This window comes from Pseudomonas sp. MWU12-2037 (assembly GCF_023242345.1).
Taxonomy (GTDB): Bacteria; Pseudomonadota; Gammaproteobacteria; order Pseudomonadales; family Pseudomonadaceae; genus Aquipseudomonas; species Aquipseudomonas gingeri_D.
In genome coordinates, this window is the sequence record NZ_JALLIZ010000003.1 from 213,229 (window position 1) to 235,176 (window position 21,948).

The window sequence follows — 21,948 nt, forward strand, 5'->3', positions numbered from 1 at the left end:
AAGACCATGAAAGACACCATTCGCCAGCTGATCCAACAAGCCATCACCCAACTCGTCACCGAAGGTGTGTTGCCTGAAGGGCTGACGCCGGCGATCCAGGTGGAAAACACCCGGGACAAGACCCACGGCGACTTCGCCAGCAATATCGCGATGATGCTGGCCAAGCCGGCCGGTCTCAAACCCCGCGACCTGGCGGAAAAAATCATCGCCGCCCTGCCCGTCGCCGACAGCGTGAGCAAGGCCGAGATCGCCGGCCCCGGCTTTATCAACTTCTTCCAGAACACCCAGGCCCTGGCCGCGCGCCTCGACGCCGCCCTGGCCGACGCCAGCATCGGCGTGCACAAGGCAGGCCCGGCGCAACGGGTAGTGGTCGACCTCTCGGCCCCCAACCTGGCCAAGGAAATGCACGTCGGCCACCTGCGTTCGACCATCATCGGCGACGGCGTGGCGCGCGTCCTCGAGTTCCTCGGTGACACCGTGATCCGCCAGAACCACGTCGGCGACTGGGGCACCCAGTTCGGCATGCTGATGGCCTACCTGCAGGAAAACCCGATTACCAGCGACGAACTCTCGGACCTGGAAAACTTCTACCGCGCGGCCAAGAAACGCTTCGACGAATCCCCGGAGTTCGCCGACCGCGCCCGCGGCCTGGTGGTCAAATTGCAAGCCGGCGACCCGGATTGCCTGGCGCTGTGGACCCGCTTCAAGGACATCTCGCTGTCCCACTGCCAGAAGATCTACGAACTGCTGAACGTCAAACTGACCATGGCCGACGTGATGGGCGAAAGCGCCTACAACGACGACCTGATCAACGTGGTCAACGACCTCAGGGCCAAGGGCATGCTGGTCGAGAGCAACGGCGCCCAGTGCGTGTTCCTCGACGAGTTCAAGAACGCCGAAGGCGAACCGCTGCCAGTGATCATCGTCAAGGCCGATGGTGGCTATCTGTATGCCACCACCGACCTGGCCGCCGTGCGCTACCGCAGCAATGTGCTGAAAGCCGATCGCGCGCTGTATTTCGTCGACCAGCGCCAGGCCCTGCACTTCCAGCAGGTGTTTGCGGTGGCACGCAAGGCCGGCTTCGTCGGCCACCCGATGGACATGGAGCACATGGGCTTCGGCACCATGAACGGCGCCGACGGCCGCCCGTTCAAGACCCGCGACGGCGGCACCGTGAAGCTGATCGACCTGCTGACCGAAGCCATGGACCGCGCCTACCTGCTGGTCAAGGAAAAGAACCCGGAGCTGGCCGAAGACGAACTGCGCACCATCGCCCGCGTGGTGGGCATCGGCGCGGTCAAGTACGCCGACCTGTCCAAGCACCGCGCCAGCGACTACAGCTTCAACTTCGAGCTGATGCTCAACTTCGAAGGCAACACCGCGCCGTACCTGCTGTACGCCTACACCCGCGTGGCCGGTGTATTCCGCAAACTGGGCACGGATTTCAGCCAGGTTGAAGGGCAGATCGTCCTTGAAGCGCCCCACGAGCACGAACTGGCCGCCAAACTGGCGCAGTTCGGCGAAGTGCTCGGCAACGTTGCCGAGAAAGGCACGCCGCACGTGCTGTGCACCTACCTGTACGATGTCGCCGGGCTGTTCTCCAGCTTCTACGAGAACTGCCCGATCCTGTCCGCCGATACCGCCGAACAGAAACAGAGCCGCCTGCGCCTCGCCGCGCTGACCGGTCGCACCCTCAAGCAAGGCCTGGAGTTGCTGGGTCTGGAAACCCTGGAGCGTATGTAAGTTGGCTGCCAAGAAAACCCCAGCACCCAAACGTGGCGCCAGCCGTTACCAAGCTCCTGCGAAAAAGCCGATCCCGGGCTGGTTGTGGCTGGCAATCGGCCTCGGCGTGGGCGCGTTTATCGTGTTCCTGATGAAGCTGGAGCCGGGCAAGGGCGATGACATCAAGCGGGTCAAGCAGGAACAGCTGAAGGCGAGCAAGATCGCCGAAGCCAACAAGACCCCACCGAGCCCGACCCAGCCGGTCAAGCCCAAGTACGACTTCTACACCTTGCTGCCGGAATCGGAAGTCATCGTGCCACCGGAAGCCGTGCCGGAGAAAACCCTGCCGACGCCGCAGACCGTGCCGACGCCAACCACCCCGGTGACCCCGGCCGAAGCGGCGAAGATCGACACCGCGCGGGCCCAGGCCGCGCTGTCCGGGATTACCCCTCCACCGCCGCCGCCCGTGGCCGTGGCCAAGCCGGCAGCGGTGACGCAGTTCTTCCTGCAGGCCGGCTCGTTCCGCAAGGAAGCCGATGCGGACAAGGTCCGGGCGCAGATCATCCTGCTCGGGCAGGCCGTAGCGGTGGAGTCCGGGACTGTGAAGGACGAGACCTGGTACCGGGTATTGGTCGGACCGTTCAGCAATCGCGAACAACTGACCAAGGCACAGAAACAACTGGCCGGCAGCGGTTTCAACAATCTGCTGCTGCAACAGCGCCAGAGTCGCTGACGAGCGCGAAGCCCGTGGGGGCGGTGCTTGCCGCCCTCGTGCCCTCTATCGTTCAGACAAAACAAACCTCGCCCGCCTACACCACTCATCCCCTCATCCCGCCCATGGTTGAAAAACCCACCACCACCCCCATATGAGTTTCCATCAGGCATTTTCGCCCCGCTGCGTGGAGATTCTCCCTTGACCACCATCGTTTCAGTTCGTCGCCACGGCAAAGTCGTCATGGGCGGCGACGGCCAGGTTTCCCTCGGCAACACCGTCATGAAGGGCAACGCGAAAAAAGTCCGGCGCCTCTACCACGGCGAAGTCATCGCCGGTTTCGCCGGTGCCACCGCCGACGCCTTCACCCTGTTCGAGCGTTTCGAAGGCCAGTTGGAAAAACACCAGGGTCATCTGGTCCGCGCCGCTGTCGAATTGGCCAAGGAGTGGCGTACCGACCGCTCCCTGAGTCGCCTGGAAGCCATGCTGGCGGTCGCCAACAAAGATGCTTCACTGATCATCACCGGCAACGGCGACGTCGTTGAACCGGAAAACGGCCTGATCGCCATGGGCTCCGGTGGTGGCTACGCCCAGGCCGCGGCCAGCGCACTGTTGAAGAAAACCGATCTGTCGGCCCGGGAAATCGTCGAAGCCGCCCTGGGTATCGCCGCTGACATCTGCGTCTTCACCAATCACAACGTCACCATCGAGGAGCAGGACCTCGCGGAATAACCAGCCTGTCCGGCTGCCCGTTCCCGCTTGAGGACCCACATATTATGTCCATGACCCCCCGCGAAATCGTCCACGAACTCAATCGCCATATCATTGGCCAGGACGATGCCAAGCGCGCCGTCGCCATTGCCCTGCGCAACCGCTGGCGGCGGATGCAGCTCCCCGAGGAGTTGCGCGTCGAGGTGACCCCCAAGAACATCCTGATGATCGGTCCGACCGGTGTCGGCAAGACCGAAATCGCCCGGCGCCTGGCCAAACTGGCCAACGCCCCGTTCATCAAGGTCGAAGCGACCAAGTTCACCGAAGTCGGCTATGTCGGCCGTGACGTCGAATCGATCATCCGTGACCTGGCCGACGCCGCGATCAAGCTGCTGCGCGAGCAGGAGCTGGTCAAGGTCCGCCATCGCGCCGAAGACGCCGCCGAGGAACGTATCCTCGACGCCCTGCTGCCACCGGCACGCATGGGTTTCAACGAAGATGCCGCCCCGGCCCAGGACTCCAACACCCGCCAGCTGTTCCGCAAGCGCCTGCGCGAAGGCCAGCTGGATGACAAGGAAATCGAAATCGAAGTGGCCGAGTCGTTCGGCGTCGAGATCGCCACGCCGCCAGGCATGGAGGAAATGACCAACCAGTTGCAGAACCTGTTCGCCAACATGGGCAAGGGCAAGCGCAAGAGCCGCAAGCTCAAGGTCAAGGACGCGCTCAAGCTGGTCCGTGACGAAGAAGCCGGGCGCCTGGTCAACGACGAGGAGTTGAAGGCCAAGGCCCTGGAAGCGGTGGAACAGCACGGTATCGTGTTTATCGACGAAATCGACAAGGTCGCCAAGCGCGGCAATGTCGGCGGTGCCGATGTCTCCCGTGAAGGCGTGCAGCGCGACCTGCTGCCGCTGATCGAAGGCTGCACGGTGAACACCAAGCTGGGCATGGTCAAGACCGACCATATCCTGTTTATCGCCTCCGGCGCGTTCCACCTGAGCAAACCGAGCGACCTGGTGCCCGAGCTGCAAGGCCGCCTGCCGATCCGTGTCGAACTCAAGGCCCTGAGCCCGGAAGACTTCGAGCGCATCCTCAGCGAACCCCATGCCTCGCTGACCGAGCAGTACCGTGAACTGCTGAAAACCGAAGGGCTGACCATCGAGTTCATGCCGGACGGTATCAAGCGCCTGGCGGAAATCGCCTGGCAGGTCAACGAGAAGACCGAGAACATCGGTGCCCGTCGCCTGCACACGCTGCTCGAGCGCTTGCTGGAGGAAGTCTCGTTCAGCGCCGGCGACCTGGCCAGCACCCACAGCGAAGAGCCGATCCGCATCGACGCCGAGTACGTCAACAGCCACCTGGGTGAATTGGCGAAGAACGAAGACCTGTCGCGGTATATCCTCTAAGGAGCACACCGCGCCCCTGTAGGAGCAGGGCTTGCCCGCGAAGCTTTTAGCGCCCTCAAGGCCCCCTTCGCGGGCAAGCCCTGCTCCTACAGGATTCGCTTACACAGACGGATCGCAGGCTTCCCATGACCACCCGACTCCCCACCGCCATCAACCTGCACAAAGCCTCGAAAACCCTGACCCTCAAATACGGTCCGGACGAGGAATACCACCTGAGCGCCGAATTCCTGCGGGTGCACTCGCCTTCGGCCGAGGTCCAGGGCCACGGCAAGCCCATCCTCCAGTTCGGCAAGCTCAACGTCGGTTTGAGCCAACTCGAACCCGCCGGCCAGTACGCACTGAAATTGACCTTCGACGACGGTCATGACAGCGGACTGTTCACCTGGGACTACCTCTACGAGCTCGCCCGTCGCCAGGATGACTTGTGGGCCGATTATCTTGCCGAACTCAAAGCCGCCGGAAAATCCCGCGACCCGTCCGAGTCCGTCGTCAGGCTGATGCTCTAATCCGGACCTCTGGTCGTTTTGGAGGGCATTTTCTAATCACATCTGATTCAATCCCCCACGGCGTGGCTAACGATTGGCCCGCTTGCGAAAAAAATCAAACTCGGGTAACCAATGGAGCTGGCAAGTTCCGTGCATTTAACGATGTGCAATCAACGGTCACCCGAGCAGTAGTACTTGGCATTCGCTGTGCCATTTGCACAGCTGTACCCGGTACTCGTCTCAGGACAATGGAGCGTCGTAGATGAGTAACAAGAACAACGATGACCTGCAGCGGCAAGCCTCGGAAAACACCCTGGGCCTGAACCCCGTCGTCGGCTTGCGTAGAAAGGATCTTCTTACTTCTGCACGAATGGTATTGACCCAAGCCATCAAACAACCCATCCACAGCGTCAAGCATGTCGCCCATTTCGGCGTCGAACTCAAGAACGTACTGCTGGGCAAGTCCGGCCTGCAGCCGGAAAGCGATGACCGTCGTTTCAGCGACCCGGCCTGGAGCCAGAACCCGCTGTACCGGCGCTACCTGCAAACCTACCTGGCCTGGCGCAAGGAGCTCCATGCCTGGATCGATGAGAGTTCGCTGTCGCCACAGGACATCAGTCGCGGCCACTTCGTCATCAACCTGATGACCGAGGCCATGGCCCCGACCAACACCGCGGCCAACCCGGCGGCGGTCAAGCGCTTCTTCGAAACCGGCGGCAAGAGCCTGCTCGACGGCCTCTCGAACCTGGCCAAGGACCTGGTGCACAACGGCGGCATGCCCAGCCAGGTGAACATGGGCGCCTTCGAGGTCGGCAAGAGCCTGGGCACCACCGAAGGCGCGGTGGTGTTTCGCAACGATGTGCTGGAACTGATCCAGTACAGCCCCGTCACCGAGCAGGTGCATGAGCGGCCGCTGCTGGTGGTGCCGCCGCAGATCAACAAGTTCTATGTGTTCGACTTGAGCCCCGACAAGAGCCTGGCGCGTTTCTGCCTGCGCAGCCACGTGCAGACCTTTATCGTCAGCTGGCGCAACCCGACCAAGGCCCAGCGCGAGTGGGGCCTGTCGACCTATATCGACGCCTTGAAAGAAGCCGTCGACGTGGTCACCGCCATCACTGGCAGCAAGGACGTGAACATGCTCGGGGCCTGCTCCGGCGGCATCACCTGCACCGCCCTGCTCGGCCACTACGCCGCCCTGGGCGAGAAGAAGGTCAACGCCCTGACCCTGCTGGTCAGCGTGCTCGACACCACCCTCGACACCCAGGTCGCGCTGTTCGTCGACGAACAGACCCTCGAAGCCGCCAAGCGCCACTCCTACCAGGCCGGCGTGCTGGAAGGCAGCGACATGGCCAAGGTCTTCGCCTGGATGCGCCCCAACGACCTGATCTGGAACTACTGGGTCAACAACTACCTGCTGGGCAACGAGCCGCCGGTGTTCGATATCCTTTTCTGGAACAACGACACCACGCGCCTGCCGGCCGCCTTCCACGGCGACCTGATCGAGATGTTCAAGAACAACCCACTGATACGCCCCAATGCCCTCGAAGTGTGCGGTACGCCGATCGACCTGAAGAAGGTCGACGCCGATATCTTTGCCCTGGCCGGCACCAACGATCACATCACGCCCTGGAAGTCCTGCTACAAGTCGGCGCAGCTGTTCGGCGGCAAGGTCGAGTTCGTGCTGTCCAGCAGCGGCCATATCCAGAGCATCCTGAACCCGCCGGGCAACCCGAAATCCCGCTACATGACCAACACCGAGATGCCGGCCAAGGCCGACGACTGGCAGGAAAACTCCACCAAACACACCGATTCGTGGTGGCTGCACTGGCAAGCGTGGCAGGCCGAGCGCTCGGGCAAACTGAAGAAATCACCGACCAGCCTGGGCAGCAAGGCCTACCCGGCCGGTGAGGCGGCACCGGGCACCTACGTGCACGAGCGCTAGAACAGCCCTCACCCTGTAGGAGCGAGCTTGCTCGCGATGGAGGCCAACTATAATGCGGGAAACCTGACACCCCGCGGCGTCCCGGCAACCACCGCGAGCAAGCTCGCTCCTACGGAGCCGGGGCTGCAAACAGGTTTTAACCACAGGGCTTCGAGCATGCCGCAACCGTTTATCTTCCGAACCATCGATCTGGATGGCCAGACCATCCGCACCGCGGTTCGCCCCGGCAAGCCTCATATGACGCCCTTGCTGATTTTCAACGGCATCGGCGCCAACCTGGAGCTGGTGTTTCCGTTCGTCCATGCCCTGGACCCGGACCTGGAAGTCATCGCCTTCGACGTCCCCGGCGTCGGCGGCTCGTCGACCCCCAAGCGGCCCTATCGCTTCCCCGGCCTGGCCAAGCTCACCGCGCGCATGCTCGACTACCTGGATTACGGCCAGGTCAACGCGGTGGGCGTGTCCTGGGGCGGCGCCCTGGCGCAACAATTCGCCCATGACTACCCGGAACGCTGCAAGAAGCTGATCCTCGCCGCCACCGCCGCCGGTGCGGTGATGGTTCCGGGCAAGCCCAAGGTGTTGTGGAACATGGCCAGTCCACGGCGCTATATCCAGCCGTCCCACGTGATCCGCATTGCCCCGACCATCTACGGCGGCGCCTTTCGCCGCGACCCGCACCTGGCCGCCGAGCATGCCGCCAAGGTCCGCTCCGCCGGCAAGCTCGGTTACTACTGGCAACTGTTCGCGGGCCTCGGCTGGACCAGCATCCACTGGCTGCACAGGATCCGCCAGCCGACCCTGGTGCTGGCCGGTGATGACGATCCGCTGATTCCACTGATCAATATGCGCCTGCTGGCTTGGCGAATCCCCAATGCCCAGCTACACATAATCGACGACGGTCATTTATTCCTGATCACCCGGGCCGAGGCCGTCGCGCCGATCATCATGAAATTCCTCCAGGAAGAACGCCAACGGGCGGTGATGCATCCACAACCGGCGCCGCTCAAAAGCACCTAGGAGTATTCCCTGGTAGTAAGCGCACACGGGCAGGACGTCCGTGCGGCGCACAAGGTCAGCGACCGACACCCCCGTCCGTCGCGGTCCCCTGTGTTGGTTGATAGCTTGATGACGAAGGAGTGTTGACTCATGCGAGACAAACCAGCGACGGGCTCGATGCCCACACCCGCCGCGTTCATCAACGCACAAAGTGCGATTACCGGTCTGCGCGGCCGGGATCTGTTTTCCACCCTGCGCAGCGTGGCCGTCCACGGCCTGCGCAACCCGATCCATACTGCCCGGCATGCCCTGGCCCTGGGCGGGCAACTGGGCAAGGTGCTGCTCGGTGACACACCGTACAAGCCCAACCCCCACGACCCGCGCTTCGCCGACCCGGCCTGGAGCCTGAACCCGTTCTACCGACGCAGCCTGCAGGCCTACCTGGCCTGGCAGAAACAGGTCAAGCACTGGATCGACGAGAGCCGGATGAGCGACGATGACCGCGCCCGCGCGCACTTTGTCTTCGCCCTGCTCAACGACGCCATGGCGCCGTCCAATACCCTGCTCAATCCGCTGGCGGTCAAGGAAGTCTTCAACTCCGGCGGCAACAGCATCGTGCGCGGCATCAGCCACCTGGTGGATGACCTGCTGCACAACAACGGCTTGCCCAGCCAGGTCACCAAGCACTCGTTCGAAGTCGGCAAGACCGTGGCCACCACCCCCGGCTCGGTGGTGTTTCGCAACGAGCAACTGGAACTGATCCAGTACAAGCCCATGAGCGAAAAACAGTACGCCAAGCCGCTGTTGATCGTGCCGCCGCAGATCAACAAGTACTACATTTTCGACCTCAGCCCGTCCAACAGCTTCGTCCAGTACGCGCTGAAGAACGGCCTGCAGGTGTTTATCGTCAGCTGGCGCAACCCGGATGTGCGTCATCGCGAATGGGGCCTGTCCAGCTACGTCGAGGCGCTGGAAGAAGCGCTGAACGTGTGCCGGGCGATCACCGCCAGCCGCGAGGTCAACCTGATGGGTGCCTGTGCCGGCGGCCTGACCATCGCCGCCCTGCAGGGCCACCTGCTGGCCAAACGACAACTGCGCCGGGTATCCAGCGCCACCTACCTGGTCAGCCTGCTCGACAGCCAGCTGGACGGCCCGGCCATGCTGTTCGCCGATGAGCAGACCCTGGAAGCCGCCAAGCGCCGCTCCTACCAGCAAGGTGTACTCGACGGCCGCGACATGGCGAAAGTCTTCGCCTGGATGCGGCCCAACGACCTGATCTGGAACTACTGGGTCAACAACTACCTGCTGGGCAAGGAACCGCCGGCGTTCGACATTCTCTACTGGAACAACGACAACACCCGCCTGCCGGCGGCCTTTCACGGCGACCTGCTGGACTTCTTCAAGCACAACCCGCTGAGCCATCCGGGCGGCCTGGAAGTCTGCGGCACGCCCATCGACCTGCAAAAAGTCACGGTCGACAGCTTCAGCGTCGGGGGTATCAACGACCACATCACGCCCTGGGACGCGGTGTATCGCTCGACCCTGCTGCTGGGGGGCAATCGCCGGTTCGTGCTGTCCAACAGCGGGCATATCCAGAGCATCCTCAACCCACCGAGCAACCCCAAGGCCAACTACATCGACAACCCCCGGCTGAGCAGCGATCCGCGGGCCTGGTACTACGACGGCAAGCAGGTCGACGGCAGTTGGTGGACCCAGTGGCTGGGCTGGATCCAGGAGCGTTCGGGAGCGCAACGTGAAACCCAGATGACCTTGGGCAACGCCAATTACCCACCCATGGAGGCGGCACCCGGCACCTATGTGCGAGTGCGCTGATGATTACCGGCCACGGCTGCCCACAGCCGTGGCGAACGGTCGGAACGACCTAAGAAGACTGGATGAAAACCCGCGACCGGATCCTTGAATGCGCCCTGCAACTGTTCAACCAGAAAGGCGAGCCCAACGTTTCGACCATGGAGGTGGCCAATGAAATGGGGATCAGTCCGGGCAACCTCTACTACCATTTCCATGGCAAGGAGCCGCTGGTGCTGGGCTTGTTCGAGCGTTTCCAGGCCGAGCTGGCACCCTTGCTCGACCCGCCGGCCGACGCGCGGCTGGCGCCCGAGGATTATTGGTTCTTCCTGCATCTGATCGTCGAGCGACTGGCCCATTACCGTTTTCTGTTCCAGGACCTGTCCAATCTGTCCGGGCGCTTGCCCAAGCTGGCCAAGGGCATTCGCAACCTGCTCAATGCCCTCAAGCGGACGTTGGCGTCGTTGCTGGCGCGACTGAAGGCGCAGGGCATGCTGCTGAGTGAAACCCAGGCCCTTGGGCAGTTGGTGGAGCAGATTACCCTGACGCTGTTGTTCTCCCTGGATTACCAGCGGATTCTTGGGCGGGAGGGTGAAGTGCGGCTGGTGGTGTACCAGATCATGATGCTGGTGGCCCCGCATCTGCTGCCCTCGTCGCGGTTGGTGACGGAGCAGATGGCGTTGCGGTATCTCGAAGATCACGACTAACGTTATCTTCTGTAGCGCCAGTGCTGGCCTCTTCGCGGGCAATCGAGCGTCGACCGGCCGCTCCTACAGTACTTCGTCGTTCGCTGATTTTGTGTACGACAGAGGACTGCAGGAGCGGCCGGTCGACGCTCGATTGCCCGCGAAGGCGTCCCTCAGGGCGATGCAAGACTTTCGGACCCCATCGCCAGCAAGCCGACTCCTACAAGAGCGGTGCTCGACAGCCCCACACAAAAACGCCCGACCTTCACAGGCCGGGCGTTTTCATTCAGCGGGCGACGACTCAGGCTTGAGAAGCAGGCGTCGGTGCTGCTGGCGTAGCCGCTGGAGCGGATGCCGGCGCCGGAGCGGCCGAGTTGGCCGCCGATACCGGAGCCACGGCAGGCTTGGCTGCCGCAGCAGGAGCCGGCTTCGCGGCAGCAGGCTTTTTCGCCGCTGCCGGTTTGGCCGCAGGTTTCGCGGCCGGTTTAGCTGCCACAGGCTTGGCCGCTGGTTTCACAGCCGGTTTCGCCGCTGCTGCCGGTTTGGCGGCGGGCTTGGCGACAGGTTTCGCTGCCGGCTTGGCAACTGCTTTCGCTGCCGGCTTGGCTGCCGAGGTTTTCGCCGCAGGCTTGGCAGCAGGTTTGGCCGCTGCTTTAACCAGAGGCTTGGCCGCTGCTGTTTTTTTCGAAGCCGGAGTCACGGCTTCACCCGTCAGTTTCTCGATCTGCTTGGTCAAGGTATCGACCTTGCTGTGCAGCGCTTTCACTTCATTGCGGCTCGGTACGCCCAGGCGCGAAATGGCGCTGTTCAAGCGCTTGTCGAAAGCCCCTTCCAACTCGTCCCACTTGCCCAGCGCACGGTCCTTGACCCCTGCGATGCGCGACTTGGCCGAACTGGCGGAGTCCTTGGCCGCATCGACTTTCTTGTCGACGGCGGTCTTGGTGAGTTTCTCGGCCTTCTCGCCGTCTTTCACCAGGGTCTCGAAGAGTTTGCTGCCGTCGGTATCGATCTTCGAGTACACGCCTAAACCAGCAAGCCAGATTTTGCGGGAGTACTCCTCAACCTTCCCGATCCACGAGCTGCTTTCTTTCTCGGTATTCTTTTTGCCAGCCATCCCGTTCTCCTTAATGTTTACGCGCGACACGTTCGAGCAATGCCGTCAGCTCATCGAGCTTAGCAGAGAGTGTCTCCACATCATGTTTAGACGGAATCCCGATGCGATTCAAGGCACTGGCGACACGGTTGTCAAAGGCCTTCTCGACCTTGTCCAGTTGCACTTCCACCTTGCCCTTGAGGCTGGTGACTTCGCTCTTAACGTTATCGATCTGGCTGTTGGCCGCTTCACGCTGCGCGCCAATCAGTTTTTTGCCTTCTTTTTCAACGTCTTGACCAGCTTCCACGAGTTCCTTGAAGTACTCGCTGCCTTCGCGGCCGACCTTGGTATAAGCGCCCAGACCCGCCAGCCAGATCTTGCGGGCATACACTTTCACCTCAGCCAGGGCGGTTGGCTGACCGTCGGATTTTTTCTTCAGACTTACTTTGGCCATGGTGCACCTCACACGTGAAGGGTTGGAGGATCTGCCCACCGGAATGGGGGCTTATGCACAAAGTAATGACAAAAATTAGAATGGGCACCCTAACCCGCGACAGGGGTGCCCTGATCCTTGCAGGCGCAAGGACCGCGAATCAGACCAGCGCCTTGTCCAGGGCCTTTTCGATCTCGGCCTTGATGGTGCTGCTCATGGCCGACATCAACAGGCCCAGCTCGACCTCGACGTGGATCGTTTCTTCACTCACATGCACCGCGCCCTTGACCCCGGAACGCTTGAGGTTGAGGGTATCGCCGGACCACTGCGGCTCCAGGCCATACTGCCCGGCCAGCTTCTGCGCCAACTGGTCGGCCTTCTCGCGTGCACCGGCCTTGCCCAGGCCATGGGCGCGTTCAACACTAATACGGGCCATCGAATGACTCCTGCTCTATCGGGACTTGCCCGGTGATTCCTGACCCTGAATGCGTCAAAACGTCCCGGCGGTTGCCTATCTTACATGCACCCTTGCCAAGACAAAGCCGGCCACCGGGATTAGAATGCCCGCATTCTCTTCTGGTGACAGCGACATGACTGATCAGCGCAAAGGCAGCGATGCCGAACCCACCACGCACTTCGGCTTCAAGAACGTACCGGAAAGCCAAAAGGCCGAGAAGGTCGCCGAGGTGTTCCACTCCGTGGCCGCCAAGTACGACCTGATGAACGACGTGCTGTCCGGTGGCATGCATCGCCTCTGGAAGCGCTTCACCATCGAGCTGTCCGGCGTGCGCACGGGTAACCGGGTGCTGGATATCGCCGGCGGCACCGGCGACCTGGCGCGCAAGTTCTCGCACCTGGTGGGCCCCACCGGCCAGGTGGTGCTGGCCGATATCAACGCCTCCATGCTCAAGGTCGGCCGTGATCGCCTGCTGGACCTGGGCGTGGCCGGCAATGTCGAGTTCGTCCAGGCCGACGCGGAAAAACTGCCGTTCCCGGACAACCATTTCGACTGCGTGACCATCGCCTTCGGCCTGCGCAACGTCACCCACAAGGAAGACGCCCTGCGCTCCATGCTGCGAGTCCTCAAGCCCGGCGGCCGCCTGCTGGTGCTGGAGTTCTCCAAGCCGACCAACGCGCTGATGTCCAAGGTCTACGACGCCTATTCGTTCGCCTTCATGCCCCTGGCCGGCAAGCTGATCACCAACGACTCGGAAAGCTATCGCTACCTGGCCGAATCGATCCGCATGCACCCGAACCAGGAAACCCTGAAGTCGATGATGGTGGAAGCCGGTTTCGACCGCGTGACCTACCACAACATGACCGCGGGCATCGTCGCCCTGCATCGCGGCATCAAGCCCTGATGATCCTAAGCGGCCTTCTCGCCGGCGTCGAACACGGTCTCAACCGTGTGTTGCGCCTCGACAGCACGGCCTTGAGCCGCCTGGGCCACCTGACCGGCAAAGTCATCGAAGTCGACTGCGCCAGCCCGGCCCTGAAGCTGTTCATCCTGCCCAGCGACGAAGGCCTGCTGCTGGCCGCGCACTGGGCCGCCGAGGCCGACTGCATTCTCCGCGCCCCGGCTTCGAGCCTAGTGAACCTGGCCCTGAGCCGCGACAAGACCGCCGTGCTGCACAGCCCCGAGGTCGACCTGGAAGGCGACAGCGCGGTGCTGCTGGACCTGGCCGGCGTGCTCCAGGACCTGGAGCTGGACTGGGAGTACGAACTCTCGCGCTGGCTCGGGCCGATCGCCACGCCCCTGCTCAGCGGTCACCTGCGCAGCCGCGCCGGCTGGTACAAGCAGGGCTTTGTCAGCCTGAAGCAGAACCTCGCCGAATACCTCAGTGAAGAGTCCCGTGCCCTGGTCGGCACCCATGAGGCCGAAGCGCGCTTCGCCGAACTGGACCGGGTAAAGCTCGACCTGGAACGTCTCGAGGCGCGTGTCGAGCGCCTTTCCCGATCCCTCAAATCCAGCGATAACGCATGAAGCTGCTTGCCGTCCGCCGTCTGTTGCGCATCCAGCGCGTCGTGATCCGTTACCGTCTCGATGACCTGCTGTTCGAATTGCCCCTGCCCTGGTTCCTCCTGGCGCTGCGCTTTGCCCTGCCCTGGCGCTGGTTCCCGCGCAAGACCCTGGACCTGAGTCGCGGCGCACGCCTGCGCCTGGCCTTGCAGGACCTGGGACCGATCTTTATCAAGTTCGGCCAGATCCTCTCGACCCGCCGCGACCTGCTGCCCGAGGACATCGCCGACGAGCTGATGCTGCTCCAGGACCGCGTGCCGCCGTTCGACTCTCAGACCGCGGTCACGCTGATCGAGGCGCAACTGGGCAAGAAGATCGGCGAAGTCTTCAGCCGCTTCGATATCGAGCCCCTGGCCTCGGCCTCGGTGGCCCAGGTCCACGCCGCCCAGCTCAAGAGCGGCGAAGAAGTGGTGGTGAAGGTCATCCGCCCCGGCCTCAAGCCGATCATTGCCCAGGACCTGGCGTGGCTGTTCCTCCTCGCCCGCGCCGCCGAGCGAGTCTCGGCCGATGCCCGCCTGCTGCACCCGGTGGACGTGGTCAGCGACTACGAAAAGACCATCTACGACGAACTCGACCTGCTGCGCGAGGCGGCCAACGCCAGCCAGCTGCGGCGCAACTTCGAAGGTTCGGACATGATGTACGTGCCCCAGGTCTACTGGGACTGGTGCCGGCCGAAAGTACTGGTGATGGAGCGCATCTACGGCATCCAGGTCACCGACCTGGCGACCCTGGCCGACCAGCGCACCGACATGAAAATGCTCGCCGAGCGTGGCGTGGAAATCTTCTTCACCCAGGTGTTCCGCGACAGCTTCTTCCATGCCGACATGCACCCCGGCAATATCTTCGTCAGCACCGTGAACCCGTGGAGCCCGAAGTACATCGCCATCGACTGCGGCATCGTCGGCAGCCTGACCCCGGAAGACCAGGATTACCTGGCCCGCAACCTGTTCGCCTTCTTCAAGCGTGACTACCGCCGGGTCGCCCAGTTGCACATCGATTCGGGCTGGGTGCCGGCGCACACCAAGCTCAACGAGTTCGAAGCGGCAATCCGTACCGTGTGCGAACCGATCTTCGAGAAACCGCTCAAGGACATCTCCTTCGGCCAGGTGCTGATGCGCCTGTTCCAGACCGCGCGGCGCTTCAATATGGAAGTCCAGCCGCAGTTGGTGTTATTGCAGAAAACCCTGCTCAACATCGAAGGCCTGGGCCGCCAGCTGTACCCGGACCTGGACCTGTGGAGCACCGCCCAGCCGTTCCTCGAACGCTGGATGCGCGAGCGTGTCAGCCCGAGAACCCTGCTCGGCAACCTGCACGGCCAGATCGAGCAGTTGCCGCACCTGGCCAATATGACCCGCGACCTGCTCGAACGCATGGCCCAACCCCACGCCAGCAATCCCGAGCCGAAAACCAGGCGCAAGGATGACTGGCTCCTGCGCCTGCTCGGCTGCGCGCATCTCGGCGGCGGCGCGGTACTGGCCGCCGGCGGGCCGTTACAAGAGCTTGGCCACTGGCCAGCGGGTATCATGGTTGCCGTGGGTTTGTATCTGATCGTGCGCCGATAGCCAGTCGGGCCGTGGGCTGGCACACTGTTGATTCGCCGAGGCATCACCACGCGGGTGGTGTCCGGTTGTCGGAGTCGAAGATGAAAGACTGGCTGGACGAGATCAAATGGGACAGTGACGGCCTGGTGCCGGCCATTGCCCAGGATCACAAGACCGGGCGCGTGCTGATGATGGCCTGGATGAACCGCGAAGCGCTGCAACTGACCGCCAGCGAAAACCGCGCCATTTACTGGTCACGCTCCCGTGGCAAGCTGTGGCGCAAGGGCGAAGAGTCGGGCCATGTGCAGCACCTGCACGAAATGCGCCTGGATTGCGACGCCGACGTGATCATCCTGATGGTCGAGCAGGTCGGTGATATCGCCTGCCACACAGGCCGGCACAGTTGCTTCTACCGCGTGTATGAAAACGGCGGCTGGAAGATCGTCGACCCGGTCCTCAAGGACCCGCACAGCATCTACTCGGCAGGACACTGAACATGACTGACACCCTGACCCGTCTGGCCCAAGTGCTGGAAGAGCGCAAAGGCGCCGCCGCCGACAGCTCCTACGTCGCCAGCCTCTATCACAAAGGCCTGAACAAGATCCTGGAAAAGGTTGGCGAAGAGTCGGTCGAGACTATTATTGCTGCAAAGGATGCCGCGATCAGTGGCGACTGCAGCGACGTCATCTACGAAACCGCCGATTTGTGGTTCCACAGTATGGTCATGCTCGCCCAACTGGGGCAGCATCCGCAGGCCGTGCTGGACGAACTGGATCGCCGCTTCGGCCTGTCCGGACACGTCGAGAAGGCCTCGCGCCCGTCCGCCTAACAACTTTCGAGAGGAGCAGCATCATGGGCATTTTTGACTGGAAACACTGGATCGTCATCCTGGTTGTCGTCGTGCTGGTGTTCGGCACCAAGAAACTGAAGAACCTGGGCACCGACGTCGGCGAATCGATCAAGGGCTTTCGCAAGGCCATGAACGACGAAGAAAAACCTGCCGAGCCGGTGGTCCCCCCTGTCGTGCAACCGGCTCCACCGGTACAGCCACAGGCTACCACCCAGCAGAACACGCCGCACACCATCGATGTGCAGGCGCAGAAAGTCGACGAGCCCCGCAACAATTCTTGAGTACTGACAAATGTTCGGTATCAGCTTCAGTGAACTGCTGCTCGTGGGCCTGGTGGCCCTGTTGGTGCTCGGCCCCGAGCGCCTGCCCCATGCTGCGCGCACGGCAGGCCTGTGGGTCGGCCGGTTGAAGCGCAGCTTCAACGCGATCAAGCAGGAAGTGGAACGCGAGATCGGCGCCGACGAGATCCGTCGGCAACTGCACAACGAGCACATCCTCTCGCTGGAGCAGGAGGCTCGCAAGATCCTCTCGCCGATCGCCACCAGCACGCCGGCCGAGCCGGTGGTGGAGCAGACGATCCACACCGCTCCCCCCGTGTCGACGGAAACCCCGCCGACGCCGGCGAGCACCGCCGAGCCGGTAGCGGTACTCGGTGCCGTGGAGCCCGCGCCGCACCTGACAGAACCCGCAAGCACGACGCCAGCCGCCGCGCCTGCGCCTCATGACCCTACATTGCCGCCGCGAGTCCCATGAGCGATATTCCGGAAAACGACCAGCACATGCCGCTGGTTTCGCACCTCACCGAGCTGCGCACCCGCCTGCTGCGCTGTGTCGCGGCGATCTTCCTGATCTTCGCCGGGCTGTTCGCCTTTACCCAGCAGATCTACACCTTCGTCTCGATCCCGCTGCGCCAGTACCTGCCGGCGGGCGCGACGATGATCGCCACCGACGTGTCGTCACCGTTCCTGACGCCGCTCAAGCTGACCATGATGGTCTCGCTGTTCCTGGCCATCCCGGTGATCCTGCACCAGATCTGGGGCTTTATCGCGCCGGGCCTGTACAAGCATGAAAAACGCATCGCCGTGCCGCTGCTGGTGTCGAGCATCCTGCTGTTCTACACCGGCATGGCCTTCGCCTACTTCCTGGTGTTCCCGCTGATCTTCAAGTTCTTCGCCGCCGCCACCCCGGCCGGCGTGGAAATGATGACCGATATCACCAGCTACCTCGACTTCGTGATGACGCTGTTCTTCGCCTTCGGCGTGGCCTTCGAAATCCCAGTGGCGGTGGTGCTGCTGGTGTGGATCGGCGTGGTCGACATCAAGTACCTGAAGAAGATCCGTCCCTACGTGGTCATCGGCTGCTTTGTGGTCGGCATGATCCTGACTCCGCCGGACGTGTTCTCCCAGACCCTGCTGGCGGTGCCGATGTGGCTGCTGTTCGAGATCGGTATCCTGTTCGGTGGCCTGGTCCGCAAACGCAGTGACGAAGAGGCCGCCGACCGCGACGACGCCCAGCCGCCAGCCCCGCTGACGTGAACCTGCTGCTTCTGGAGGAGGCCGACTTTATCGCGGCCGACGTCGTGGTGCTGCGGGATCGGCGCCTGACCCATATGCAGGAAGTCCATCGCGTGGCGGTGGGCGACAGCTTGCGGGTCGGGCGTATCGGCGGCCTGATGGGCAGCGCCGAGGTGCTGCGCCTGGATGCCACGGAAGCCGAGTTGCGAGTCAGCCTGGATCGCGCGCCACCGGCGAAACTGCCGCTGACCCTGATCCTCGCCCTGCCGCGCCCGAAAATGCTTCGCCGGGTGTTCCAGACCGTCGCCACCCTCGGCGTACCGAAAGTGGTGCTGGTGAACAGCTACCGGGTGGAAAAGAGCTTCTGGCAGACCCCGTTCCTCGAACCCGCAGCGATTCGCGAGCAACTGATCCTCGGCCTGGAGCAGACCCGCGACACCGTGCTGCCGGAAATCGTTATCGAGAAACGCTTCAAGCCCTTTGTCGAAGACCGCCTGCCGGCCATCAGCGCGGGCACTCTCGGCCTGGTCGGCCACCCCGGCGACTACCCGGCCTGCCCTCGTGGCCTGGATGAGCCGGTGACCCTGGCCATCGGCCCGGAAGGCGGCTGGATTCCTTACGAAATAGACCTGCTGGGCAAGGCCGGGCTGCAACCGGTGCAACTCGGCGAACGCATCCTGCGGGTCGAGACCGCCGTGACCGCCCTGCTCGCCCGGTTGTTCTGATCCACCAACGCTCTTTTCATAGCCCCCTCGCCCATCACCCGGATGTACTCGGTGCCCTGTAGGAGCAGGGCTTGCCCGCGAAGCTTTTGGCGATCTCAAGGTCCTCTTCGCTGGCAAGCCATGCTCCTACAAGTACGCGTTCGACAGGCAGAAAGCAAAAACCTTCACCTTTAAGGGAATCCCCCTACAGCCCATTCAGGTCGCATCTCCCGCGTCCAAGCCGATGACAGAACATGCCCCACGCACTCGCGCGTGAGGGCCATGGACTTATCTGTTTGGCAGGAGATTCACCATGTTCCGTTGGCTGACCCGCGCACTGCGCGACCGCAGTATCCGTTTCAAACTGGCCCTGGGCTTCGGCCTGGTATTGCTCTTGACCCTGGCGATCACTCTCACCGGCTGGCACGCCCTGAGTACCACGGTAGAGCGCTCGCACACGCTGTCGAGCATCGCCCGGCTCAGCCGCCTGACCAGTGACATGCGCGCTGATCGCATCGCCTTCCGGGTGCTGAACGACCCGCAGAGTCGCACCCGGATCACCCGCCAGTTGGCGAGCATCGAGAAACTGCTGACGACGCTCCTGCCGCGCCTGACGGACCCGGGCGAACGACAGATCCTCGCCGACCAGCAGCACGCGGCCCAAGGTTTCCAGACCACCCTCGACGATCTCGATGAAAACCTTCGCGATCGTGACCGCGCCCGCAAGCGGATGAACGCCGGCCTGACCCAGGCCACCCAGGCGGTGGCCCGCTTTGCCGCCCATCAATTGCGCGAAGCCGGCAAGAGTCCCCACGAGCAACAGTGGCAGGCCCCGCTCAAACGGGTCGAAGAACTCCGTCAACTGCTCAACGAGACCCACGCCAGCGTGCAGACACCGGCCTATCTGGCCGATTCGCTGCAAGCCTATTCCGAGCAGGCACTGAAGGCGATCGACCGGCTTGGACAACTTGAAACCCAGGTGGCACCGCTGACGGCGCCACTGGCCGACGACCACCAGCGCATGCTGCTGGAACTGCGCCACTACCGCGAGGCCCTGCAGCGTTTCAAGGACGCGCAACTGCTCACCGAGGCGGCCCACAATGTGATGGAAGGCCTGGGCAACCAGCTGCTGGCCGGCAACGAGGATCTCAGCCGCAGCCAGACCCAGGCCCGTGATCGCCAGACCCAGGCGGCGAAATGGCTGCTGGCGAAAATAGCCCTGCTGGCCTGGTTGATCGCGACCCTGGCCGCCTGGGTCCTCAGCCGCCAATTGCTGATCCCGCTCTCACGCAGCCTGAAGCTGGCCCACCATATCGCCGCGGGCGACCTGAGCCGCGATGTGGCGGTGGATCGCCAGGACGAGCTCGGCCAGTTGCAACAGGCCATGCGCGGCATGACCCTGGGCCTGCGGGAGCTGATCCGTGGCATCGGCATCAGCGCTTCGCGGGTGGCCAGCGCCGCCGAGCACCTGTCGACCAGCACCGAGCAGACCGACGCCAGCGTCAGCAGCCAGTACGCCGCCACCGAGCAAGTGGCCGCCGCCATGAAACAGATGAGCGCCAGCGTGCTCGAAGTCGCCCGGCACGCTGAAACCGCCTCCGTGGCGGCGACCCAGGCCGACCAGCAGGCCCGTGAAGGTGACAGCGCCGTGGCCGATGCCATCGAACAGATCGAACAGCTCGAGCAACATATGCAGCGCTGCTCCCAGGCCATGGGCGGGCTCCAGCGCGAAAGCGAGCGGATCGGCAGCGTGCTCGACGTGATCAAGTCGGTGTCCCAGCAAACCAACCTGCTGGCCCTGAATGCCGCCATCGAGGCGGCCCGGGCCGGCGAGGCCGGCAGTGGCTTCGCCGTGGTCGCCGACGAGGTGCGCTGCCTGGCGCAGCGCACCCAGGACTCGGCACAAGAGATCAAGGACCTGATCGTGGCTTTGCAAGGTGGGACCCAGGAGGTCGCGGGCATGCTCGACAACAGCCGCAAACTGACCCGCAACAGCGTCGAGTCGAGCCGCCACAGCGGCGGCAAGCTGGAAGCCATCAGCCGCAGCGTGTCGAAGATCCTCGGGATGAACGAGCAGATCGCCGCCGCCGGCGAAGAACAGAGTGTCGTCGCCGAGCAGATCAGCCGCAGCGTGTTGCATGTGCGGGATATGTCACAGCAGACTGCCAACGCCTGTGATGAGACCGCTGCCGCCAGCCTGCAATTGAGCCAGTTGGGCGCTCAGTTGCAGCGGCTGGTGGAGCGCTTCAAGGTCTAAACCTCTCCCCCTGTAGGAGCCGGCTTGCTGGCGATGGAGCCAGTGAGCCTTGCATCGCCTGATCGGCCGCTATCGCCAACAAGCCGGCTCCTAAAGGTTTATGCTGCCCGCAAGATCGCGCCCGGGCTCAATCGATCTCGGCCAGCCAGTCGCTGGTCTTGAACCACTTGTCGTGGATCCGATCGTAGGTGCCATCTTCGGCTATCTGGTGGAGAAAGTGGTTGATCCAGTTGAGACTGTCGTGGTCGCCCTTCTTCACCCCGAAGGCCAGCGGTTCGTAGGTGAACGGCTGGTCCAGGCACAACAGCTTGCCGTCACCCAGCTTGTTCACCGCCACCAGGTTGTAGGGGGCGTCATGGACAAAGGCGTCGGCCTTGCCGTCGAGCACGGCCTGCACGCCCTCTTCCTCATTGGCATAGGTGCTCAGTTGGGCTGCGCCCATCATTTTTTTTGCAACGATTTCCCCCGTGGTCCCGGCCTTGGCGGCGATGCGATAGCCGGCCTCGTTGAGGTCCTCGAAACTCTGCACCTTGCTGCCCAGTTCCAGGGGGATCAACAGCGTCTGCCCGACCACGATAAAGGCATCGCTGAAGTTGAGTCGCAGGTTGCGCTCCTGGGTCAGGGTCATGCCGCTGGCGACCAGGTCGAACTTGTTCGCCAGTAAACCGGGGAGCAACTCGGCGTAAGGACTGGCCACCAGTTCCAGCTTGACCCCCAGCGCTCGGCTCATTTCCCGCAACAGGTCGATTTCGAAACCGATGATTTCGCCGCGCTTGCTCGTCATTTCGAAGGGGATATACGTCGGATTGGTCCCGACTCTCAGCGTGCCGCGCTTGAGCGCGTCATCAACGGCACCCGCCTGCACCCCACAGGCGTGAGTAAGCACAACGATGCCCAGCAGCAGCATCGACAGAAACCTTTTCATCATGAAACTCCCCAGGGCCGCTTTTCCGGTCGTGCCAGTCTGCGCGAACACACAGTCGCCGTGGTCTGGCGGGCACGATTTTGGGGGGCGATCCTAACGTACTCGAGTACGGGGCAACACCAAGGGGGACGGGTCTTTTGTTACCAAA

The 21,948-nt window shown here is 63.0% G+C and carries 23 protein-coding genes; 19 read left to right on the forward strand and 4 right to left on the reverse strand.

Features of this window, described 5'->3' with window-relative positions; translation table 11 throughout:
* Window positions 1–6: 6 nt before the first annotated feature.
* The 9 genes from argS to M5B42_RS06830 all read left to right on the forward strand — a co-directional run bounded on the left by argS (window position 7) and on the right by M5B42_RS06830 (window position 10,484).
* A complete protein-coding gene (gene argS / locus M5B42_RS06790; protein ID WP_248745360.1) occupies window positions 7–1,743 on the forward strand; it encodes an arginine--tRNA ligase in 1,737 nt (578 codons plus the stop codon).
* Window position 1,744: 1 nt separating this feature from the next.
* Window positions 1,745–2,455: an SPOR domain-containing protein gene (locus M5B42_RS06795; RefSeq protein WP_152737761.1), complete on the forward strand. Its 711-nt coding sequence runs from the start codon at window positions 1,745–1,747 to the stop codon at window positions 2,453–2,455.
* Between the two features lie 180 nt (window positions 2,456–2,635).
* Window positions 2,636–3,166, forward strand: a complete 531-nt coding sequence (gene hslV, locus M5B42_RS06800; RefSeq protein ID WP_103495039.1) for an ATP-dependent protease subunit HslV — start codon at window positions 2,636–2,638, stop codon at window positions 3,164–3,166.
* A gap of 44 nt (window positions 3,167–3,210) precedes the next feature.
* Window positions 3,211–4,548, forward strand: a complete 1,338-nt coding sequence (hslU, locus tag M5B42_RS06805) for an ATP-dependent protease ATPase subunit HslU (protein WP_103495040.1) — start codon at window positions 3,211–3,213, stop codon at window positions 4,546–4,548.
* 125 nt (window positions 4,549–4,673) lie between these two features.
* Complete coding sequence (locus M5B42_RS06810) at window positions 4,674–5,054, forward strand: DUF971 domain-containing protein (RefSeq protein ID WP_103495041.1); 381 nt, start codon at window positions 4,674–4,676, stop codon at window positions 5,052–5,054.
* Window positions 5,055–5,295: 241 nt separating this feature from the next.
* Window positions 5,296–6,975 (forward strand): class II poly(R)-hydroxyalkanoic acid synthase, encoded by a 1,680-nt coding sequence (gene phaC / locus M5B42_RS06815; RefSeq protein ID WP_248745361.1) that lies wholly within the window; start codon window positions 5,296–5,298, stop codon window positions 6,973–6,975.
* 156 nt (window positions 6,976–7,131) lie between these two features.
* Window positions 7,132–7,989 carry a poly(3-hydroxyalkanoate) depolymerase gene (gene phaZ / locus M5B42_RS06820; protein WP_103496428.1) on the forward strand — a complete coding sequence of 286 codons (858 nt, stop codon included), beginning with the start codon at window positions 7,132–7,134 and terminating at the stop codon, window positions 7,987–7,989.
* A gap of 129 nt (window positions 7,990–8,118) precedes the next feature.
* Complete coding sequence (phaC, locus tag M5B42_RS06825; protein ID WP_248745362.1) at window positions 8,119–9,801, forward strand: class II poly(R)-hydroxyalkanoic acid synthase; 1,683 nt, start codon at window positions 8,119–8,121, stop codon at window positions 9,799–9,801.
* A 62-nt stretch (window positions 9,802–9,863) separates the two neighbouring features.
* On the forward strand, window positions 9,864–10,484 hold the full coding sequence (locus M5B42_RS06830; RefSeq protein ID WP_152737764.1) for a TetR/AcrR family transcriptional regulator: 621 nt from the start codon (window positions 9,864–9,866) through the stop codon (window positions 10,482–10,484).
* A gap of 280 nt (window positions 10,485–10,764) precedes the next feature.
* Here the strand turns inward: M5B42_RS06830 and M5B42_RS06835 are convergent, their stop codons facing one another.
* The 3 genes from M5B42_RS06835 to M5B42_RS06845 form a co-directional block, all read right to left on the reverse strand.
* Window positions 10,765–11,577: a phasin family protein gene (locus tag M5B42_RS06835; RefSeq protein ID WP_248745515.1), complete on the reverse strand. Its 813-nt coding sequence runs from the start codon at window positions 11,575–11,577 to the stop codon at window positions 10,765–10,767.
* Between the two features lie 10 nt (window positions 11,578–11,587).
* Complete coding sequence (locus tag M5B42_RS06840) at window positions 11,588–12,010, reverse strand: phasin family protein (protein WP_103497708.1); 423 nt, start codon at window positions 12,008–12,010, stop codon at window positions 11,588–11,590.
* A 139-nt stretch (window positions 12,011–12,149) separates the two neighbouring features.
* On the reverse strand, window positions 12,150–12,425 hold the full coding sequence (locus M5B42_RS06845) for a polyhydroxyalkanoic acid system family protein (protein WP_248745363.1): 276 nt from the start codon (window positions 12,423–12,425) through the stop codon (window positions 12,150–12,152).
* A gap of 154 nt (window positions 12,426–12,579) precedes the next feature.
* Between M5B42_RS06845 and ubiE the strand changes: the two genes are divergently transcribed.
* From ubiE to M5B42_RS06895, 10 genes are all read left to right on the forward strand, one after another.
* Window positions 12,580–13,350, forward strand: coding sequence for a bifunctional demethylmenaquinone methyltransferase/2-methoxy-6-polyprenyl-1,4-benzoquinol methylase UbiE (gene ubiE / locus M5B42_RS06850; protein ID WP_103497711.1), 771 nt, complete (start codon window positions 12,580–12,582; stop codon window positions 13,348–13,350).
* Complete coding sequence (locus M5B42_RS06855; RefSeq protein WP_248745364.1) at window positions 13,350–13,973, forward strand: SCP2 domain-containing protein; 624 nt, start codon at window positions 13,350–13,352, stop codon at window positions 13,971–13,973. The genes ubiE and M5B42_RS06855 overlap by 1 nt, the downstream gene beginning before the upstream one ends.
* On the forward strand, window positions 13,970–15,571 hold the full coding sequence (ubiB, locus tag M5B42_RS06860) for a ubiquinone biosynthesis regulatory protein kinase UbiB (RefSeq protein ID WP_248745365.1): 1,602 nt from the start codon (window positions 13,970–13,972) through the stop codon (window positions 15,569–15,571). Before M5B42_RS06855 ends, ubiB begins: the two co-directional genes overlap by 4 nt.
* Window positions 15,572–15,651: 80 nt before the next feature.
* On the forward strand, window positions 15,652–16,044 hold the full coding sequence (gene hisI, locus M5B42_RS06865; RefSeq protein WP_177103136.1) for a phosphoribosyl-AMP cyclohydrolase: 393 nt from the start codon (window positions 15,652–15,654) through the stop codon (window positions 16,042–16,044).
* Window positions 16,045–16,046: 2 nt separating this feature from the next.
* Entirely contained in the window at window positions 16,047–16,379 is a 333-nt protein-coding gene (locus M5B42_RS06870) for a phosphoribosyl-ATP diphosphatase (protein ID WP_018929162.1), read from the forward strand.
* A 23-nt stretch (window positions 16,380–16,402) separates the two neighbouring features.
* Entirely contained in the window at window positions 16,403–16,681 is a 279-nt protein-coding gene (locus M5B42_RS06875) for a twin-arginine translocase TatA/TatE family subunit (protein WP_248745366.1), read from the forward strand.
* A 10-nt stretch (window positions 16,682–16,691) separates the two neighbouring features.
* Window positions 16,692–17,153: a Sec-independent protein translocase protein TatB gene (tatB, locus tag M5B42_RS06880; protein WP_248745367.1), complete on the forward strand. Its 462-nt coding sequence runs from the start codon at window positions 16,692–16,694 to the stop codon at window positions 17,151–17,153.
* On the forward strand, window positions 17,132–17,935 hold the full coding sequence (tatC, locus tag M5B42_RS06885; RefSeq protein ID WP_248745516.1) for a twin-arginine translocase subunit TatC: 804 nt from the start codon (window positions 17,132–17,134) through the stop codon (window positions 17,933–17,935). The genes tatB and tatC overlap by 22 nt, the downstream gene beginning before the upstream one ends.
* On the forward strand, window positions 17,932–18,639 hold the full coding sequence (locus tag M5B42_RS06890; protein WP_248745368.1) for a 16S rRNA (uracil(1498)-N(3))-methyltransferase: 708 nt from the start codon (window positions 17,932–17,934) through the stop codon (window positions 18,637–18,639). The genes tatC and M5B42_RS06890 overlap by 4 nt, the downstream gene beginning before the upstream one ends.
* Before the next feature lie 292 nt (window positions 18,640–18,931).
* Entirely contained in the window at window positions 18,932–20,875 is a 1,944-nt protein-coding gene (locus M5B42_RS06895) for a methyl-accepting chemotaxis protein (protein ID WP_248745369.1), read from the forward strand.
* 127 nt (window positions 20,876–21,002) lie between these two features.
* Here M5B42_RS06895 and M5B42_RS06900 read toward each other — a convergent pair whose 3' ends face one another.
* Window positions 21,003–21,803: a transporter substrate-binding domain-containing protein gene (locus M5B42_RS06900; protein ID WP_152737770.1), complete on the reverse strand. Its 801-nt coding sequence runs from the start codon at window positions 21,801–21,803 to the stop codon at window positions 21,003–21,005.
* Window positions 21,804–21,948: the final 145 nt, after the last annotated feature.

Bases quoted from the DNA above. Each gene is read 5' to 3' on its own strand.
- phaZ (WP_103496428.1), top strand. From the start codon at position 7,132: ATGCCGCAACCGTTTATCTTCCGAACCATCGATCTGGATGGCCAGACC.
- M5B42_RS06830 (WP_152737764.1), top strand. From the start codon at position 9,864: ATGAAAACCCGCGACCGGATCCTTGAATGCGCCCTGCAACTGTTCAAC.
- M5B42_RS06855 (WP_248745364.1), top strand. From the start codon at position 13,350: ATGATCCTAAGCGGCCTTCTCGCCGGCGTCGAACACGGTCTCAACCGT.
- M5B42_RS06840 (WP_103497708.1), bottom strand. From the start codon at position 12,010: ATGGCCAAAGTAAGTCTGAAGAAAAAATCCGACGGTCAGCCAACCGCC.
- M5B42_RS06900 (WP_152737770.1), bottom strand. From the start codon at position 21,803: ATGATGAAAAGGTTTCTGTCGATGCTGCTGCTGGGCATCGTTGTGCTT.
- M5B42_RS06870 (WP_018929162.1), top strand. From the start codon at position 16,047: ATGACTGACACCCTGACCCGTCTGGCCCAAGTGCTGGAAGAGCGCAAA.
- tatB (WP_248745367.1), top strand. From the start codon at position 16,692: ATGTTCGGTATCAGCTTCAGTGAACTGCTGCTCGTGGGCCTGGTGGCC.
- M5B42_RS06835 (WP_248745515.1), bottom strand. From the start codon at position 11,577: ATGGCTGGCAAAAAGAATACCGAGAAAGAAAGCAGCTCGTGGATCGGG.
- M5B42_RS06895 (WP_248745369.1), top strand. From the start codon at position 18,932: ATGTTCCGTTGGCTGACCCGCGCACTGCGCGACCGCAGTATCCGTTTC.
- M5B42_RS06875 (WP_248745366.1), top strand. From the start codon at position 16,403: ATGGGCATTTTTGACTGGAAACACTGGATCGTCATCCTGGTTGTCGTC.
- ubiB (WP_248745365.1), top strand. From the start codon at position 13,970: ATGAAGCTGCTTGCCGTCCGCCGTCTGTTGCGCATCCAGCGCGTCGTG.
- hisI (WP_177103136.1), top strand. From the start codon at position 15,652: ATGAAAGACTGGCTGGACGAGATCAAATGGGACAGTGACGGCCTGGTG.
- phaC (WP_248745362.1), top strand. From the start codon at position 8,119: ATGCGAGACAAACCAGCGACGGGCTCGATGCCCACACCCGCCGCGTTC.
- phaC (WP_248745361.1), top strand. From the start codon at position 5,296: ATGAGTAACAAGAACAACGATGACCTGCAGCGGCAAGCCTCGGAAAAC.
- argS (WP_248745360.1), top strand. From the start codon at position 7: ATGAAAGACACCATTCGCCAGCTGATCCAACAAGCCATCACCCAACTC.
- M5B42_RS06810 (WP_103495041.1), top strand. From the start codon at position 4,674: ATGACCACCCGACTCCCCACCGCCATCAACCTGCACAAAGCCTCGAAA.
- M5B42_RS06845 (WP_248745363.1), bottom strand. From the start codon at position 12,425: ATGGCCCGTATTAGTGTTGAACGCGCCCATGGCCTGGGCAAGGCCGGT.
- ubiE (WP_103497711.1), top strand. From the start codon at position 12,580: ATGACTGATCAGCGCAAAGGCAGCGATGCCGAACCCACCACGCACTTC.
- hslU (WP_103495040.1), top strand. From the start codon at position 3,211: ATGTCCATGACCCCCCGCGAAATCGTCCACGAACTCAATCGCCATATC.